This is a genomic window from Pseudomonas sp. LBUM1663 (genome assembly GCF_059695905.1).
This window is the reverse complement of the sequence record NZ_CP166792.1, coordinates 6,208,847-6,225,106: the sequence shown is the minus strand read 5'-3', so window position 1 is coordinate 6,225,106 and position 16,260 is coordinate 6,208,847. Positions and strand designations below refer to the sequence as shown.

Below are 16,260 nucleotides of genomic sequence, written 5' to 3'. Positions count from 1 at the left end.
TCACAACGTAATGCGGTTCATGTAATTGCTGAAGGCCTGCAAGTAACGCGGGATCGGAATCAGGAAGGCGTCGTGGCCTTGCGGAGCATCGATCTCGAGGTAGCAGACGTCTTTCTTGGCCGCCATCAGCGCGTCCACCAGTTCCCGCGAACGGGCAGGGGAGAAGCGCCAGTCGGTGGTGAACGACATCACGCAGAACTTGGCCTGGGCATGGGCGAAGGTTTTCGCCAGGTCATCGTCGAAGTTGGCTGCCGGATCGAAGTAGTCCAGCGCCTTGGTCATCAGCAGGTACGTGTTGGCGTCGAAACGTCCGGAGAACTCTTCGCCCTGATAACGCAGGTAGCTTTCGACCTGGAATTCGACGCTGTGGAAGTCGTAGTTGAGCTTTTCGCTCTTCAGGCCCCGACCGAATTTCTCACCCATCGAGTCATCGGACAGGTACGTGATGTGCCCGACCATCCGCGCCAGCATCAAGCCGCGCTTGGGGATCACGCCCGCCTCCTGGAACGAGCCGCCGTGGAATTCGGGATCCGTGAGGATCGCCTGGCGCGCCACTTCGTTGAAGGCGATGTTCTGCGCCGACAACTTGGGGGCCGAGGCGATGGCCAGGCAATGGCGAATGCGCTCGGGGTAGGTGATGCTCCACTGCATCGCCTGCATGCCGCCGAGGCTGCCGCCGATTACGGCGGCCCATTGGCTGATGCCGATCCGGTCCGCCAGGCGCGCCTGACTGTGCACCCAGTCTTCCACGGTCAGCACCGGGAAGTCGGCGCCGAACGGCTTGCCGGTCTCCGGGTTGGTGCTGCTGGGGCCGGTGGAGCCGTTGCAGCCGCCGAGGTTGTTCAGGCTGACCACGAAGAATTTTTTGGTGTCGATCGGCTTGCCGGGGCCGATGCAGCTGTCCCACCAACCGGGTTTGCGGTCGTCGGGGCTGTGGAAGCCGGCAGCGTGATGGTGACCGGACAAGGCGTGACAGATCAGCACGGCGTTGCTCGCCGTGGCGTTCAGCGTGCCGTAGGTTTCGTAAATGAGGTCATAAGCTGGGAGCGAACGGCCGCAGGCCAGGGCCAGGGGTTCACTGAAGTGCGCCACTTGCGGCGTCACCAGACCAACAGAATCGGCGGGAAAGGCAGTTGGCATCGACCCTGCTCTCGTTGAAATGAGGCGTAAGTCTAAAGACCGGTGGGGTCAGCGGCAAGCAAAGGGCGGGCCTGATTTTTTCCTGCCAGACCGAGGTGCGGCCATCGCGGGCAAGCCACGCTCCCACATCGGAATGCATACCCCTGTGGGAGCGTGGCTTGCCCGCGAAGAACGATGACGCGGTCAGCCTGCCGGACGCAGCAGATCGGGCAAATCCGGCAGCTTCTTCGGCGAACAGATCCGCACCCGCTTCTGCCGGTTCAACTCCCCGCTAATCAAACTGACCTGACTCTTGGACATACCGAATGCCTTGGCCAAAAACGCCATCAGGTACGCATTGGCCTTGCCTTCTACCGGCGGCGCGGTCAGGCGAATCTTCAGCCGATCACCGTGCAGCCCGCAGAAATCATCGCTGCGGGCCGCCGGTTGCAGGTGACATTCCAGAATCAGATCGTCACCGTCCCAGCGAAAGTAGCTCATCAGATCAGGCCGAGCAGCCCCAGCGGCATGAGGGCGAAGTTCGCAAGGCGCGGGATCAGCCAGCTTTGCAGCAACTGGATCACGATAAACGCGAAGATCGGCGAGATGTCGAGGCCACCCAGGTTCGGAATGATCCGACGGAACGGGGCGAGGACCGGTTCAGTGATCTGCGCGACCAGCTCGGCGCCCGGATTGTGGCTTCCCGGGGCGACCCAGGACAGAATTACGCTGATGATCATCGCGTAGAACAGAATGTTCAAAAACAACGAGAAGAGCGCGATCAGGGCCCACGGCACCAGGAACAGCCAGTCGACCATGAAACCTTTGAGCAGCAGGATCACCGCGATCAGCAGCATTTGAATGATCAGCGCCAATACCAGTGACGACATGTCCAGCCCGAACATGCTCGGGATGACCCGGCGCAGCGGCTTGAGCAGCGGTTGGGTGGCTTTCACAATGAACTGGCAGAGCGGGTTGTAGAAATTCGCCCGAACCAATTGCAGGATGAAGCGCATCAGCACGATCAGCAGGTACAGGCTGCCCAGGGTTTTAATTATGAAAATGGCAGCGTCATTGAGTCCAAGCATCATTGATTCCTTTGTAAGAGCTGATTAGCGGCCAAGTTGCTCAGCCATCTCGGCCGAACGGTGCGCAGCGGCGCCGAGTGCTTTTTCCACCAGCGCTTCGAAGCCGCCGGCCTGGAACGATTTGATTGCCGCTTCCGTGGTGCCCGCTGGGGACGTCACGCGACGACGTAATTCAGCGGCGTCGACATCGCTGGCAACCGCCATGTGCGCGGCACCCAACGCGGTTTGCACCGTCAGTTGGGCGGCGATGTCCGCAGGCAGACCGAGCTTCACGCCGGCGGCGGTCATGGCTTCGATCAGCAGGAAGAAGTACGCCGGACCCGAGCCGGAAACAGCGGTGACCGCGTCCAGTTGCTGTTCTTCGTCCAGCCACAGGGCAATGCCGACCGCCGACAACAGTTCTTCGGCGTGCTGGCGTTGCTCAGCGTTGACTTCGGCCGTGGCAAACAAACCACTTACGCCCTGACGCAGCAGCGCCGGGGTGTTGGGCATGCAACGCACGATCGGCTGGGCGCCGAGCCAGTTGTTCATGCTGGCGCAGGTGATGCCGGCCGCGATCGAAACCACCAGTTGATTCGGTTTCAGGCATGGGCGAATCGCTTCGCACACGGCTTTCATGGCCTGCGGCTTGACCGCCAGCACCACCACGTCAGCGTCTTGAATGGCATCGGCATTGTCGGCGAATACTTCAACGCCATGTTCAGCCTGCACCTTGGCGCGGGTTTCGGCGCCCGGGTCGCTGGCGCGGATCTGTGCGGCGTCCAGGCCTTTGGCGCGCAGGCCGCCGATGAGGCTGGCGGCCATGTTTCCGGCACCGATAAAGGCAATACGAGTCTTGCTCATGTCAGGTCCTTATAAAGAGAGGCGTCAGCCATTGTCATGCTTGACCGTAATCGCGGGCGCCAAACAGGGCCGTACCGATGCGGACCCACGTGGCGCCTTGGGCGATGGCCGACTCGAGGTCGTGGCTCATGCCCATGGAAAGTGTGTCGAGCGGCAGGTTAAGACTGGCTTGCAGGCTTTGCACGGCAGCAAAAGCGGCGTCCTGGGCGGCGCGATCGTCAGTCGGCTCAGGGATCGCCATCAACCCGCGCAGCTTGATGCTCGGCAATTCGCTGATGGCCTTGGCCAGGGCCGGCAGGTCGGCCGGGGTGCAGCCGGATTTGCTGGCTTCACCGCTGACATTGACCTGGATGCAGATGTTCAAGGGCGGCAGATCGGCAGGGCGTTGTTCGGACAGGCGTTGTGCGATTTTCAAGCGATCCACGGAATGCACCCAGGCGAAATGCTCGGCGATAGCCCGAGTCTTGTTCGATTGAATGGGGCCGATGAAGTGCCAGATCAAGGGCAGGTCGGCCAATTCGAGCTGTTTGCCCAGGGCTTCCTGCAGATAGTTCTCGCCAAAGTCACGAATCCCGGCGGCGTAGGCTTCACGCAGGGCCTCGGCGGGCTTGGTCTTGCTCACGGCCAGCAGCTGGACGCTGTGTTCGTCGCGGTGGGCGGCGAGGGCGGCGGCGTGGATGCGCGAACTAACCTGAATAATGTTGTCTGCTATCGTGGACATCAAGAGGCGCCGGCGGTTTGAAGGTTGGCGGCATTCTACTGGAATTGAGGAGCGCTATGGATATCACTGAGCTGCTGGCCTTCAGCGCTAAACAGGGCGCGTCCGACCTGCACCTGTCTGCCGGCCTGCCACCGATGATTCGCGTTGACGGTGATGTGCGGCGCATCAACCTGCCGGCCCTGGACCACAAACAGGTGCATGAGCTGATCTACGACATCATGAACGACACCCAGCGGGTGGACTTCGAGAAACACCTGGAAACTGATTTTTCCTTCGAAGTACCCGGCGTGGCGCGTTTCCGGGTCAACGCCTTCAACCAGAACCGGGGGGCGGGTGCGGTGTTCCGGACCATCCCGTCGAAAGTCCTGAGCATGGACGACCTCGGCATGGGCGAGGTGTTTCGCAAGATCACCGAGGCCCCCCGGGGCCTGGTGCTGGTGACGGGCCCCACCGGTTCCGGCAAGTCCACCACCCTGGCGGCGATGATCGATTACCTGAACAACCATCGCCATCACCATATCCTCACCATCGAAGACCCCATCGAGTTCGTCCACGAATCGCGCAAATGCCTGATCAATCAGCGCGAAGTCCACCGTGATACCCGCAGCTTCGCCACGGCCCTGCGCTCGGCGCTGCGGGAAGACCCGGACGTGATTCTGGTGGGGGAGATGCGCGACCTGGAGACCATCCGCCTGGCGCTGACCGCCGCCGAGACCGGTCACCTGGTGTTCGGCACGCTGCACACCACGTCAGCGGCGAAGACCATCGACCGGGTGGTGGACGTGTTTCCGGGGGACGAGAAGTCGATGGTGCGGTCGATGCTGTCCGAGTCGTTACTGGCGGTGGTGTCGCAGACCCTGATCAAGAAGATCGGCGGTGGACGCATTGCGGCGCACGAGATCATGCTCGGCACGTCGGCGATCCGTAACCTGATCCGCGAAGACAAGGTCGCGCTGATGTACTCGTCGATTCAGACCGGGGGCAACCTCGGGATGCAGACGCTGGACATGTGCCTGAAGGACTTGGTGACCAAGGGCTTGATCAGCCGGGAGCATGCGCGTGAGAAGGCACGGACGCCGGATAATTTCTGAGGGGTGAACGCGGACCTGTGGCGAGGGAGCTTGCTCCGCTGGGCTGCGAAGCAGACCTAAAAACGGGGAGCGCTGCGCACTCCAGCGGGAGCAAGCTCCCTCGCCACAAAAGCCGCGAAGGCGTCAGCAGATCAGCGCTGAACAACCTGAAGGGTGTTCTTCTCTTTCGGCAGAACCCGCTTGGCAACCACGTAGTGGCTTTCCCAGTACGGTTTCTTCAGGGTGTCGATGGTCACCGACTTGCCACGACGCGGTGCGTGGATAAAGCGGTCGTTGCCCAGGTAGATGGCAACGTGATTGACCCGACGGCTCTTGATGTTGAAGAAAATCAGGTCGCCCGGCTTCAGATCCTGGCGATCGACTTTCTCGCCATGACCACTGGCCATGGCATTGGACGTGCGTGGCAGGTCAAACGTGGCGTCGTTGAACGCGTATTTCACCAGGCCGCTGCAATCGAACCCTTTACTTGGGCTGCTGCCGCCCCAACGGTAAGGTGTACCAAGGACGTTGACGGCGCGACTCAGCACATTGCTGCTTTCCTTGGTCGCCATCGGCGGAACGACGCCGCTTTTACTGGCCAGCTGTGGAGCACGTTTTTCGGTTTTCTTGTTTTTGCTCGAAGGAGCAGAAACATGGGATTTTTGGGTGTAACCATTAACGTTTGGAAGACGTTGCTCACGATTGGTGGCGTGGGCGGCCAGTGGCATCAAAAGGCAAATGGTTAGCCATGTCTTGAAAAATGGACGCATTAGGCAAGGCTCATATGGGTTAGCGCGCAACTTTATAACAGCTTTTTTTGCCCTTCCGAGGCCGTTGGTCGATTCAACTTGTGGTCAACGGAACCAAATAAGCGGCAAATGGACGCAATTGTCGGACAGAAGTCAGGTGGTATAAGGCTTTGACGGAAACGAAGGTAGCATGTGCCATACGTCGGCAACCTGTAAAAAAGTCACAAAGAATTCAAGAATATTTATCTATCGTGTGAATCGAGGACCCTCATGAACACCTATCAACAGGCTGGCCAGCAGCAAGACACGCACAGCAAAGTAATCGGCTACCTGCTGTGGATTTTTGGTTTTACCGGGGCTCACCGCTTCTATTACGGCAAGCCGGTAACCGGGACGATCTGGTTTTTCACGTTTGGATTACTGGGCATTGGCTGGCTGATCGACGTGTTCCTGATCCCGGCCATGGACCGTGAAGCGGACCTGCGTTTTACCGCCGGGCCCATCGAGTACAACGTGGCGTGGATTCTGCTGACGTTTCTCGGGGTATTCGGCGTACACCGTATGTATCAGGGAAAGTGGATCAGCGGATTGCTGTACCTGGTGACGGGCGGGTTGTTCTTTCTGGGGGTTTTGTATGACTTCTGGACGCTGAATGACCAGGTGTCCGTGCGCAACGCGCAGAACAGAGGCACCTTCCAATAAGCCATCGCTAGCAGGCTAGCTCCCACAGGGGATTTGTGTTGTTCACAGATCCTGTGTGGGAGCTAGCCCTGCTAGCGATTGGGACAACTCAATCTCAAGCCTGATGGCTAATGCGCCCATCCACCAAGGTGTAACGCACCACGCCCGGCAGGGTATGCCCAATGAACGGGCAGTTCTCGCCCTTGGACAACCAGGTCTCACCGGCCACGGTCGAAGCCGCCGGATCAAACAGCACGATGTCCGCCGGCCCGCCTACGGCTAACTTGCCCGCTGGCAAGCGCAATGCCTCGGCAGGCCCGGTGCTCAAGCGTGCCAACAACGTCGGCAGATCCAGCAACCCATCCTCCACCAGCGTCATCGCCAGCGGTAGCAGCAGTTCAACACTGCTGATGCCCGGCTCGGTCGCGCCAAACGGGGCCAGTTTGGCGTCCCGTTCGTGGGGCTGGTGATGGCTGGAGATGGCCGAAACCACGCCTGACTTCACCGCTGCACGCAAGCCATCGCGGTCGGCGCGGGTGCGCAGCGGCGGCTGGACGTGATAGAGGCTGCTGAAGTCGATCAGCGCTTCGTCGGTCAGGATCAACTGATACAACGCCACATCGGCGGTCACCGGCAGGCCGCGAGCCTGAGCCTGAGCGATCAGGGCCACGCCGCGGGCGCTGGTGAGCTGACTGAAGTGCGCACGCACGCCGCTTTGCTCGACCAGCAGCAGGTCCCGGGCCAGGGCTACGGTCTCGGCGGTCTCCGGAATGCCCGGCAATCCGAGGAAACTGGCGGTCGGGCCTTCATGGGCCAAACCACCTTCGGCCAGGTCGTGGTCCTGCGAGTTGAAAACCACCGTCAGGTCGAAGGTCGCCGCGTATTCCAGCGCCCGGCACAGCGTGCGGGTGTTGCGGAAGCTCTCCAGGCCGTTGCCGAAGGCCACGCAGCCGGCATCGCGTAACGCGACCAGTTCGGCTAGCTGTTCGCCGTCCAGGCCTTTGCTCAGGGCTCCGATCGGGAACACTTTGGTGTTGCCGGCCTCACGGGCGCGGTCGAGGATCAGTTCGGCCACGGCCGAGGTGTCCAGCACCGGTTTGGTTTTGGGCGGGCAGCACAGGCTGGTCACGCCGCCGGCCGCAGCGGCACGGGTTTCGCTGACGATCGAGCCTTTGCGGCTGTAACCCGGCTCACGCAGGGCGACGTTCAGGTCAACCAGGCCAGGTGCAGCCACCAGGCCTTTGGCATCAATGGTGTCGACGGGCACAAAACCGGCGGGCGCGGCGCCAAGGGCAACGACCTTGCAGGCTTCAATATGGATATCGGTAACTTGATCCAGACCTGTGGCCGGATCGATGACACGTGCGCCGAGAATGCTGAGCTTCACTGGGCGTTCTCCTGCTCGAATTGACGTTGCGCCGTCTGCCCGCTCATGGCCATGGACAATACGGCCATACGAATCGCGATGCCGTAGGTGACTTGGTTGAGGATCACCGAGTGCGGGCCGTCGGCCACCGCCGACTCAATCTCCACCCCGCGGTTGATCGGCCCCGGGTGCATGACGATGCAATCGGGCTTGGCTCCGGCCAGGCGCGCGGTGGTCAGGCCGAACAGGCGGTAGAACTCGCCTTCGCTCGGCAGCAGGCCGCCAGTCATGCGTTCACGCTGAAGGCGCAGCATGATCACCACATCGACGTCTTTCAGGCCTTCGGTCATGTCGGTGTAAACCTTCACGCCGTACTGCTCGACGCCGATTGGCAGCAGGGTTTTCGGCGCGATGACGCGGATGTCCGGGCAGCCGAGGGTTTTCAGCGCGAGCATGTTCGAGCGCGCCACCCGCGAGTGCAGGATGTCGCCGACGATGGCCACCGAAAGGTTTTCGAAGCCGCCCTTGTGCCGGCGGATGGTCAGCATGTCGAGCATGCCCTGGGTCGGGTGCGCGTGACGGCCGTCGCCGCCGTTGATGATCGCCACTTGCGGGCAGACATGTTCGGCGATGAAGTGCGCGGCGCCGGAGTCACCGTGACGCACGACGAACATGTCGGCCGCCATGGCTTCCAGGTTGCGCAGGGTGTCGAGCAGGGTTTCGCCCTTGCTCGCCGACGAAGTCGACACGTTCAGCGTGATGACGTCGGCCGACAGGCGCTGGGCTGCCAGCTCGAAGGTGGTGCGGGTGCGGGTGGAGTTCTCGAAGAACACGTTGCACACGGTCTTGCCGCGCAGCAACGGGACTTTCTTCACCGCCCGGGCGCCGACTTCGAGGAACGAGTCGGCGGTGTCGAGGATTTCCGTCAGCAACTCGCGGCGCAAACCGTCGAGCGAGAGGAAGTGGCGCAGCTGGCCCTGATCATTGAGCTGCAGCGGGCGCTTGGTTTCTAGAGGCGTCATCGCGAGGGGGACTCTCAATAGGGCGAATTAAAGGGCGAGGTCTTGCAGTTGGAGCTTGAGCTCCGGGCCGGACAGCTTCACCCGCTCGTGGGCAGCCAGTGCCAGCGTCGCGCCGACCACGTTCGGGCGGATCGGCAGTTCGCCGGCATCCAAGTCCAGCAGACACACCAGCGTCACGCTGGCCGGGCGGCCGTAGTCGAACAGTTCATTCATGGCGGCGCGAATGGTCCGGCCGCTCATCAACACGTCGTCGATCAACACCAGATGCTGGCCTTCGATCTCGAACGGCAGGGCGGAGGGGCGCACTTGCGGGTGCAGGCCGTTCTGGCTGAAGTCGTCGCGGTAGAAGGACACGTCCAGGGTGCCGAGGGGCGAGTCGCTGCCCAGTTCATCGAGCAACGCCTGGGCGACCCAGACGCCGCCGGTACGAATGCCGATGTAGCGCGGTTCGCTGATGCCACGGTGTTCCAGATGTGCCTTGAGACGGATCGCCATCTGGCTGATCAGTTCGGCGGGATTGGGCAGGCTCATGGTTGCTCCTTCTTGGGCCCGAGCCGGTGCGTGCGGGGTTTGGCTCGGGTTGTAGCTAAGAGAGACGCTGTGATGGCGCTTCAGGATTCGAACAGTGCGGTGTTTTCGTCGAGCCAGCCTTGCAACAGCAGGGCGGCGGCGATGGCGTCGACCGGGTTGTCGCGGTAGCTGCCCTTTTGACCGCCACGATCACGTCGTTCGCCCTTGGCTTCGAACGTGGTCAGGCGCTCATCGTGGGTATAGAAGGGCAGGTTGTAGCGGCCATTGAGGCGGCGGGCGAATTTCTCCGCGCGCAGGCACATGTCGCTCGGCGTGCCATCCATGTTCAGCGGCAGGCCGACGACGACAGCGTCGGGCTTCCACTCTTTAATGAGGGCTTCGACCTGATTCCAGTCGGGAATACCGTTTTGTGCCTTCAAGGTGCACAACTCGCGGGCTTGGCCGGTAATCACCTGGCCGACCGCAACGCCGATCTGTTTGGTGCCGTAGTCAAAACCCAGAATCAGTCGCAGGGCCATCAGGCGTGGCCCGCCTGGCTGGTCAGCAGGCTGAGATTGACCCCGAGGTGCTTGGCCGCCGCGTCCAGGCGCAGTTCGCTGCTGGTGTTGAACAGGATGTCGGCGTCGAACGGGCAGGTCAGCCAGGCGTTCTGCGCCAGCTCGGCTTCGAGCTGCCCGGCTTCCCAGCCGGCGTAGCCGAGGGCGATCACGCTTTTGGCCGGGCCGACGCCGTCAGCGATGGCGAACAGCACGTCCTGGGAGGTAGACAAGGAAAGGTCGCCTTCCAGATCAACGGTCGCCTGAAAGGTCTTGCCCGAAGGGTGCAGGACGAAGCCGCGATCGGTCTGCACCGGGCCGCCGATAAAGATCGGCACATGCTGGCAGAGCACCGGCGGTTCGATGTCGGGGCGCAATTGCTCGAGGATATCGGCCAGATTCAGGTCTTGCGGGCGGTTGACCACCAGCCCCATGGCACCATTGGCCGTGTGCTCGACGATGTAGGTCAAGGTGTGCGCAAAGTTCGGGTCGGCCATGTGAGGCATGGCGATCAGGAATTGATGCTTGAGGTAGCTGGGGCTGACGTTCTTCATGAGCGCTAGTGTGGCGTTGGAGGGGCGAACTGACAAGCTGGGGAATCAATGTTTGCTTGAGATTGATCGATGGCTTGCAGGATCAAACGGAGGTAACACGGTCCTGTAGGAGCCGGGTTGCTGGCGATAGCGATCTCAAGGGCGCCATCGCCAGCAAGTCGGCTCCTACAGGTCATATGCCAGTCAGTTGCTGGAGAGCCTGTCACCACGGGCAAATTTCCACGTGCGGATGATCTCCAGTCGATCGATATCCGACAAATCCCCGGTAAACGGTGAAAACGGTGCCGCCAGCCGCACAATCCGCTGCGCCGCCTGATCCAGCAACGGTTGCCCGGAGGATTCCAGCACCAGCACTTCATACAGCGAGCCATCGCGGTTAATCGAGACCATCAGTCGCAAATTGCCGTAGATCTGCTGGCGCCGCGCTTCGTCGGGGTAATTCAGGTTGCCGATGCGCTCGACCTTCTTGCGCCACTCGTCCTTATACCAAGCGCCCTTGTCTTTCATGGTCGAAGCAGCGCTCAGGCGGTGGATGCGCGGGCGCTTGGCGTACAGCTGCTGTTCGTTGGCCAGCTCCGCTTCCAGGCTGGCAATGTCGCTGGACAGCTGTTCAGTGTCGAACGTCGGCGCCGCCACCGCAGGCTTGGTTATCGGCTTGATCTCTTCATTCTTGGCCGGGGCTTTTTTCGGCTTCGGCGCGACCGTGGTCACGGCAGCCTTGGGCGCGGCTTCCGGCACTGGCGGCTTGGCGGCCGGCGGTGGCGTGACTTTCTGCACCTTGTTGTCCTGGAAGGGCGCGACCTCGGTGGTCTTGGGAATCGCCATTTTATCCAGGGTGCCGCTGCCTTCTTGATTTTCCTGGGCGAGGAAATCAGCTTTCGCAGGCTTTTTTTCGCTTTTGAAGGTGGCGAGGGTGATTTCCAGGGTTTTGCTGATCTGCTTGGGTTCGACCATGGTAAAGCCGACGCCCAACAGCAAGGCCAGGTGAATCAGCGCCGCGAGAAACAGGGTAAATCCGAGGCGATCGGCCGGGCGCACGCCACGATGGGCGAGTTCAGCGGGCAGATCGGACGGAAGTGTCATGACAAGGAAACCAACATCGCGTTTTTCACAGGCCGCGCATGATAACGCAATGTTGGTTCGATCTTGGCTGTTCTATATCAACGAGCCTTGAGCTTCTGATCGATGGCATCCATCAACAGGCCGCCGATGTCGGTGCCGAACGCATTATCAATCTCGCGAATGCAGGTCGGGCTGGTGACGTTGATTTCGGTCAGGTGCTCACCGATCACGTCCAGGCCCACGAACAACAGGCCTTTCTCACGCAGGGTCGGACCGACTTGTGCTGCAATCCAGCGATCCTTGTCGCTCAACGGACGGGCTTCGCCACGGCCACCGGCCGCGAGGTTGCCACGGGTTTCACCGGCTGCCGGAATGCGCGCCAGGCAGTAATCCACCGGCTCGCCGTCGATCATCAGAATGCGTTTGTCGCCGTCCTTGATCGCCGGCAGGTAGGCCTGGCCCATGATCTGCTGGGTGCCCAGCGCGGTCAGGGTTTCCAGAATCACCGACAGGTTCGGATCGCCCGCGCGATGACGGAAGATCGAAGTGCCGCCCATGCCGTCCAGCGGCTTGAGGATCACGTCGCCATGTTTGGCAGCGAACTCACGCAGCACGTCGGCGCGGCGGCTGACCACGGTCGGCGGCGTGCACTGCGGGAACAGCGTGGCGAACAGCTTTTCGTTGCAGTCACGCAGGCTTTGCGGCTTGTTGACCACCAGCACGCCAGCGCGTTCGGCTTGTTCCAGCAGGTACGTGGAGTAGACGAACTCCATGTCGAACGGCGGATCCTTGCGCATCAGGATCACGTCCAGATCGCTCAGCAGCGCGTCGGTCTCGGCTTCCAGTTCGAACCATCTTTCCGGGTTGGCGAAGACTTTCAGCGGACGCATCCGCGCCCGGGCTTCGCCTTCACCCTGATACAAATCGCGCTGTTCCATATAGAACAGTTCCCAGCCGCGCTTCTGTGCGGCCAGCAGCATGGCCAGCGAGCTATCCTTTTTATAGGAGATGCCGGCAATAGGATCCATGACAATCCCGACGCGAACGCTCATGGGTTTTTCCTCGAATTTGGGTGGTCCGGTTGGACACGAAAAAGTGGCGTCAGATTGGCGCTCAGTGTGTTCCCGGTCAAGGAAAAACCACCGCGCCAGTCCCCCGATAGATTGCATTTGGAGACTGTGCTAAAAAGGCTGCCATATCGTTCCGGCCCTTAAACATCAAGGGTTTCGAGCCTCCGATTATCGGAAATGGACAATTTGATTCGCAAAGGCGACGGCAGAGCATTTATGGACCAGCATTCCAGCGCCTTGAAGGTCATGGTGATCGACGATTCGAAGACGATTCGCCGCACCGCCGAAACGCTGTTGAAGAACGTGGGTTGTGAAGTCATCACGGCCATCGATGGTTTCGATGCCCTGGCCAAGATTGCCGACAACCACCCCGGCATCATCTTCGTCGACATCATGATGCCGCGCCTGGATGGCTATCAGACCTGCGCGTTGATCAAGAACCACAGCGCGTTCAAGTCCACGCCAGTGATTATGCTGTCGTCCAAGGACGGGCTGTTCGACAAGGCCAAGGGGCGCATCGTCGGCTCCGACCAGTTTTTGACCAAGCCTTTCAGCAAGGAAGAACTGCTGAACGCGATCCAGGCCCATGTACCGGGCTTCGCCGCCGTTTTGCCGCAGTAGGACACGCACAGTGACGCTCGGCCAGCGGGCCCGGCGTTGACAAGAATGGGGAAGACCATGGCACGTATTCTGATCGTCGATGATTCGCCGACCGAAATGTACAAACTGACCGGCATGCTGGAAAAGCACGGTCATGAAGTGTTGAAAGCCGAAAACGGCGCCGACGGCGTGGCCCTGGCCCGCCAGGAAAAACCTGACGCGGTGCTGATGGACATCGTCATGCCCGGCCTCAACGGTTTCCAGGCGACCCGCCAGTTGACCAAAGACCCGGACACCGGGCACATCCCGGTGATCATCATCACCACCAAGGATCAGGAAACCGACAAAGTCTGGGGCACGCGCCAGGGCGCCAAGGATTACCTGACCAAGCCGGTCGACGAAGAGACCCTGATCAAAACCCTGAACAACGTGCTGGCCGGTTGATCGTCCGGCCATGACCGAGTCGCTGACGGCTTTCGAACTGCTGCTGCAGATCGACCAGCGCTGTCGTCTGCTGGCGGCGGATCTGCCGTCCCAGCCAACCCGACAGGATCGCTGGAGCGGCATCGGCTTTCGCTTGGGCGAAAACTGGTACGTCGCGCCCATGGGCGAAGTCAGCGAGGTCCTGCACGAACCGCGTTTCACCCAATTGCCGGGCGTCAAACCCTGGGTCAAGGGTGTGGCCAACCTGCGTGGGCGATTGCTGCCGATCATGGATTTGTGCAGCTTCTTCGGTCATGAACAGTCGACCCTGCGCAAACAGCGGCGGGTGTTGGTGGTGGAACACGGCGAAGTGTTTGCCGGGTTGATGGTCGACGAAGTCTTCGGCTTGCAGCATTTTGCCCAGGACACTCTGGAACCGGTGTCGATGGCCGATCTCCACGGGCCGATTGCCGCGTTCCTCCAGGGCCGGTTTCAGCGTGAGCAGACGTGGCAAATATTCAGTCCGTTTACGCTGGCGCAGTCACAAAGCTTCATGCATGTAGCGCTGTAAACGCGGACCCTGTGGGAGCTGGGCTTGCCCGCGATGCAGGCGACTCGGTCTCACTTTGAACCGAGTTGATGCCATCGCAGGCAAGCCAGCTCCCACAGGGTTCTCTGCAAGCTTTAAGGGTGTGGGTTAACAGGCGAGGACTGATGATAAAAACAAAAACAGGCAAGCCAGAAGGATCGCGCAGCCGCTCGCAGATCATCGTGCTGTTTATCGCGCTGATCATCTTCATCATGCTGCTGTTCGCCAACTTCGCTTACCTCAACACGCAAGCCACGTATGACAAACAGTACATCGGCCACGCCGGCGAGCTGCGCGTGCTGTCTCAACGCATCGCAAAAAACGCCACCGAAGCCGCTGCCGGCAAGGCGGCGGCGTTCAAGCTGCTGAGCGATGCACGCAACGACTTCGCCCAACGCTGGGGTTACCTGAAGAAGGGCGACCCGACCACCGGCCTGCCGCCGGCGCCGTCCACCGTGCGCCCGGAAATGCGCGCCGTTCAGTTGGACTGGGAACGCCTGCTGAAAAACACCGACGCCATTCTCTCCAGCGAGCAGACCGTGCTGTCGCTGCATCAGGTCGCCGCCACCCTGGCCGAAACCGTGCCGCAGTTGCAGGTCGAATACGAAAAAGTCGTCGAAATCCTCTTGCAGCGCGGCGCGCCGGCCGCTCAGGTGGCCATGGCCCAGCGTCAGTCGCTGCTGGCCGAACGCATCCTGGGCGCGGTGAACACCGTGCTGTCCGGTGATGAAAATTCGCAACAGGCCGCCGACGCGTTCGGTCGTGACGCCGCGCGATTCGGCCAGGTGCTCAACGGCATGCTCCAGGGCAATACGTCGCTGCGGGTCAGCCAGGTCGAAGACCGTGATGCTCGTGCCCGCTTGACTGAGATTTCCGAGCTGTTTGAATTCGTCTCCGGCTCCGTGGATGAAATCCTCGAAACCTCGCCGGAGCTGTTCAAGGTTCGCGAATCGGCGACCAATATTTTCACCTTGTCACAAACCCTGCTCGACGAAGCCTCGCACCTGGCCACCGGTTTCGAAAACCTTGCCGGCGGGCGCGACACCGACACCATTGGCGGCTATGTACTGGGCCTGTTGGCGCTGATGTCGATCATCCTCATCGGCCTGGTGATGGTGCGCGAAACCAATCGCCAGCTGCGCGAAACCGCCGAGAAGAACGAGCGTAACCAGACTGCGATCATGCGCCTGCTCGACGAGATCGAAGACCTCGCCGACGGCGACCTCACTGTGACGGCCTCGGTGACCGAAGACTTCACCGGTACCATCGCCGACTCGATCAACTATTCCGTCGATCAACTGCGCGACCTGGTGGCGACCATCAACCTCACCGCCGGCCAGGTCGCCGCCGCCGTGCAGGAAACCCAGGCCACCGCCATGCACCTGGCCCAGGCGTCGGAACATCAGGCGCAACAGATCAGCGAAGCCTCCACCGCGATCAACGACATGGCGCAGTCCATCGACCAGGTTTCGGCCAACGCCGCCGAGTCCTCGGCGGTGGCCGAACGTTCGGTGGAGATCGCCAACAAGGGCAACGAGGTGGTGCACAACACCATCCACGGCATGGACAACATTCGCGAGCAGATTCAGGACACGGCCAAGCGCATCAAGCGCCTGGGCGAGTCCTCTCAGGAAATCGGCGACATTGTCAGCCTGATCGATGACATTGCCGATCAGACCAACATCCTCGCGCTCAACGCAGCGATCCAGGCTTCGATGGCCGGTGACGCCGGGCGTGGTTTTGCGGTGGTGGCCGACGAAGTGCAACGTCTGGCCGAGCGCTCGTCCGCCGCCACCCGGCAGATCGAGACCTTGGTGCGGGCGATCCAGACCGACACCAACGAAGCGGTGATTTCCATGGAGCAAACCACCACCGAAGTGGTGCGCGGCGCGCGTCTGGCGCAGGATGCCGGAGTGGCCCTGGAAGAAATCGAAGGTGTATCGAAGACCCTGGCAGCGCTGATCCAGAGTATTTCCAACGCCGCGCAGCAACAGACGTCTTCGGCCGGTCAGATTTCCCTGACGATGAACGTGATCCAGCAGATCACCACGCAGACTTCATCGGGCTCGACCGCCACCGCCGAGAGCATCGGCAACCTGGCGAAAATGGCCAGTCAGCTGCGGCGCTCGGTGTCCGGTTTCACCTTGCCGGCGGCCAAGGCGCAGACTGCGGATAAAGTGTGAAGCGCCCGCAGGCGTTTGCGTTTTTTTGAGTAGAGCAGTGATTTGGAGTGGTT

Annotated in this window: 19 protein-coding genes; 6 read left to right on the top strand and 13 right to left on the bottom strand. The window is 61.1% G+C overall.

The window, feature by feature from the left end:
* The 5 genes from metX to ACA075_RS28525 all read right to left on the bottom strand — a co-directional run bounded on the left by metX (position 1) and on the right by ACA075_RS28525 (position 3,771).
* Positions 1–1,140, bottom strand: coding sequence for a homoserine O-succinyltransferase MetX (gene metX, locus ACA075_RS28545; RefSeq protein ID WP_497296468.1), 1,140 nt, complete (start codon positions 1,138–1,140; stop codon positions 1–3).
* Between the two features lie 183 nt (positions 1,141–1,323).
* On the bottom strand, positions 1,324–1,620 hold the full coding sequence (locus ACA075_RS28540) for a DUF167 domain-containing protein (protein ID WP_497296467.1): 297 nt from the start codon (positions 1,618–1,620) through the stop codon (positions 1,324–1,326).
* Positions 1,620–2,207, bottom strand: coding sequence for a YggT family protein (locus ACA075_RS28535; protein WP_497299347.1), 588 nt, complete (start codon positions 2,205–2,207; stop codon positions 1,620–1,622). The genes ACA075_RS28540 and ACA075_RS28535 overlap by 1 nt, the downstream gene beginning before the upstream one ends.
* Positions 2,208–2,231: 24 nt before the next feature.
* Positions 2,232–3,050, bottom strand: a complete 819-nt coding sequence (proC, locus tag ACA075_RS28530; protein ID WP_497296466.1) for a pyrroline-5-carboxylate reductase — start codon at positions 3,048–3,050, stop codon at positions 2,232–2,234.
* A 34-nt stretch (positions 3,051–3,084) separates the two neighbouring features.
* Positions 3,085–3,771: a YggS family pyridoxal phosphate-dependent enzyme gene (locus ACA075_RS28525; RefSeq protein ID WP_497296464.1), complete on the bottom strand. Its 687-nt coding sequence runs from the start codon at positions 3,769–3,771 to the stop codon at positions 3,085–3,087.
* Positions 3,772–3,827: 56 nt separating this feature from the next.
* Here ACA075_RS28525 and ACA075_RS28520 point away from each other — a divergent pair, with 56 nt between their 5' ends.
* Positions 3,828–4,862 carry a type IV pilus twitching motility protein PilT gene (locus ACA075_RS28520; RefSeq protein WP_497296463.1) on the top strand — a complete coding sequence of 345 codons (1,035 nt, stop codon included), beginning with the start codon at positions 3,828–3,830 and terminating at the stop codon, positions 4,860–4,862.
* Positions 4,863–4,993: 131 nt separating this feature from the next.
* On the opposite strand, the gene ACA075_RS28515 is transcribed toward ACA075_RS28520, so the two are convergent.
* On the bottom strand, positions 4,994–5,611 hold the full coding sequence (locus tag ACA075_RS28515; protein ID WP_497296462.1) for a C40 family peptidase: 618 nt from the start codon (positions 5,609–5,611) through the stop codon (positions 4,994–4,996).
* Positions 5,612–5,860: 249 nt separating this feature from the next.
* Between ACA075_RS28515 and ACA075_RS28510 the strand changes: the two genes are divergently transcribed.
* On the top strand, positions 5,861–6,292 hold the full coding sequence (locus ACA075_RS28510; protein WP_497296461.1) for an NINE protein: 432 nt from the start codon (positions 5,861–5,863) through the stop codon (positions 6,290–6,292).
* 94 nt (positions 6,293–6,386) lie between these two features.
* On the opposite strand, the gene ACA075_RS28505 is transcribed toward ACA075_RS28510, so the two are convergent.
* The 7 genes from ACA075_RS28505 to gshB all read right to left on the bottom strand — a co-directional run bounded on the left by ACA075_RS28505 (position 6,387) and on the right by gshB (position 12,394).
* Positions 6,387–7,658, bottom strand: coding sequence for a dihydroorotase (locus ACA075_RS28505; RefSeq protein WP_497296460.1), 1,272 nt, complete (start codon positions 7,656–7,658; stop codon positions 6,387–6,389).
* Complete coding sequence (locus ACA075_RS28500) at positions 7,655–8,659, bottom strand: aspartate carbamoyltransferase catalytic subunit (RefSeq protein WP_074871640.1); 1,005 nt, start codon at positions 8,657–8,659, stop codon at positions 7,655–7,657. Before ACA075_RS28500 ends, ACA075_RS28505 begins: the two co-directional genes overlap by 4 nt.
* A 27-nt stretch (positions 8,660–8,686) precedes the next feature.
* Positions 8,687–9,190, bottom strand: a complete 504-nt coding sequence (gene pyrR, locus ACA075_RS28495; protein WP_497296459.1) for a bifunctional pyr operon transcriptional regulator/uracil phosphoribosyltransferase PyrR — start codon at positions 9,188–9,190, stop codon at positions 8,687–8,689.
* Between the two features lie 80 nt (positions 9,191–9,270).
* Positions 9,271–9,708 carry a Holliday junction resolvase RuvX gene (ruvX, locus tag ACA075_RS28490; RefSeq protein WP_005792259.1) on the bottom strand — a complete coding sequence of 146 codons (438 nt, stop codon included), beginning with the start codon at positions 9,706–9,708 and terminating at the stop codon, positions 9,271–9,273.
* Positions 9,708–10,280 carry a YqgE/AlgH family protein gene (locus tag ACA075_RS28485; RefSeq protein WP_497296458.1) on the bottom strand — a complete coding sequence of 191 codons (573 nt, stop codon included), beginning with the start codon at positions 10,278–10,280 and terminating at the stop codon, positions 9,708–9,710. Before ACA075_RS28485 ends, ruvX begins: the two co-directional genes overlap by 1 nt.
* 183 nt (positions 10,281–10,463) lie before the next feature.
* Entirely contained in the window at positions 10,464–11,363 is a 900-nt protein-coding gene (locus ACA075_RS28480) for an energy transducer TonB (protein ID WP_497296457.1), read from the bottom strand.
* Positions 11,364–11,440: 77 nt separating this feature from the next.
* On the bottom strand, positions 11,441–12,394 hold the full coding sequence (gshB, locus tag ACA075_RS28475; protein WP_497296455.1) for a glutathione synthase: 954 nt from the start codon (positions 12,392–12,394) through the stop codon (positions 11,441–11,443).
* 234 nt (positions 12,395–12,628) lie between these two features.
* Between gshB and pilG the strand changes: the two genes are divergently transcribed.
* The 4 genes from pilG (at position 12,629) to ACA075_RS28455 (ending at position 16,207) form a co-directional block, all read left to right on the top strand.
* The gene (pilG, locus tag ACA075_RS28470; RefSeq protein WP_219095115.1) at positions 12,629–13,033 is read left to right on the top strand and encodes a twitching motility response regulator PilG; all 405 of its coding nucleotides are present in this window, start codon (positions 12,629–12,631) and stop codon (positions 13,031–13,033) included.
* A 57-nt stretch (positions 13,034–13,090) separates the two neighbouring features.
* Positions 13,091–13,456, top strand: a complete 366-nt coding sequence (gene pilH / locus ACA075_RS28465; RefSeq protein WP_027926574.1) for a twitching motility response regulator PilH — start codon at positions 13,091–13,093, stop codon at positions 13,454–13,456.
* A 10-nt stretch (positions 13,457–13,466) separates the two neighbouring features.
* The gene (locus tag ACA075_RS28460) at positions 13,467–14,006 is read left to right on the top strand and encodes a chemotaxis protein CheW (RefSeq protein WP_497296454.1); all 540 of its coding nucleotides are present in this window, start codon (positions 13,467–13,469) and stop codon (positions 14,004–14,006) included.
* A 143-nt stretch (positions 14,007–14,149) separates the two neighbouring features.
* Positions 14,150–16,207 carry a methyl-accepting chemotaxis protein gene (locus ACA075_RS28455; RefSeq protein ID WP_497296453.1) on the top strand — a complete coding sequence of 686 codons (2,058 nt, stop codon included), beginning with the start codon at positions 14,150–14,152 and terminating at the stop codon, positions 16,205–16,207.
* The last annotated feature ends 53 nt before the right edge of the window (positions 16,208–16,260 follow it).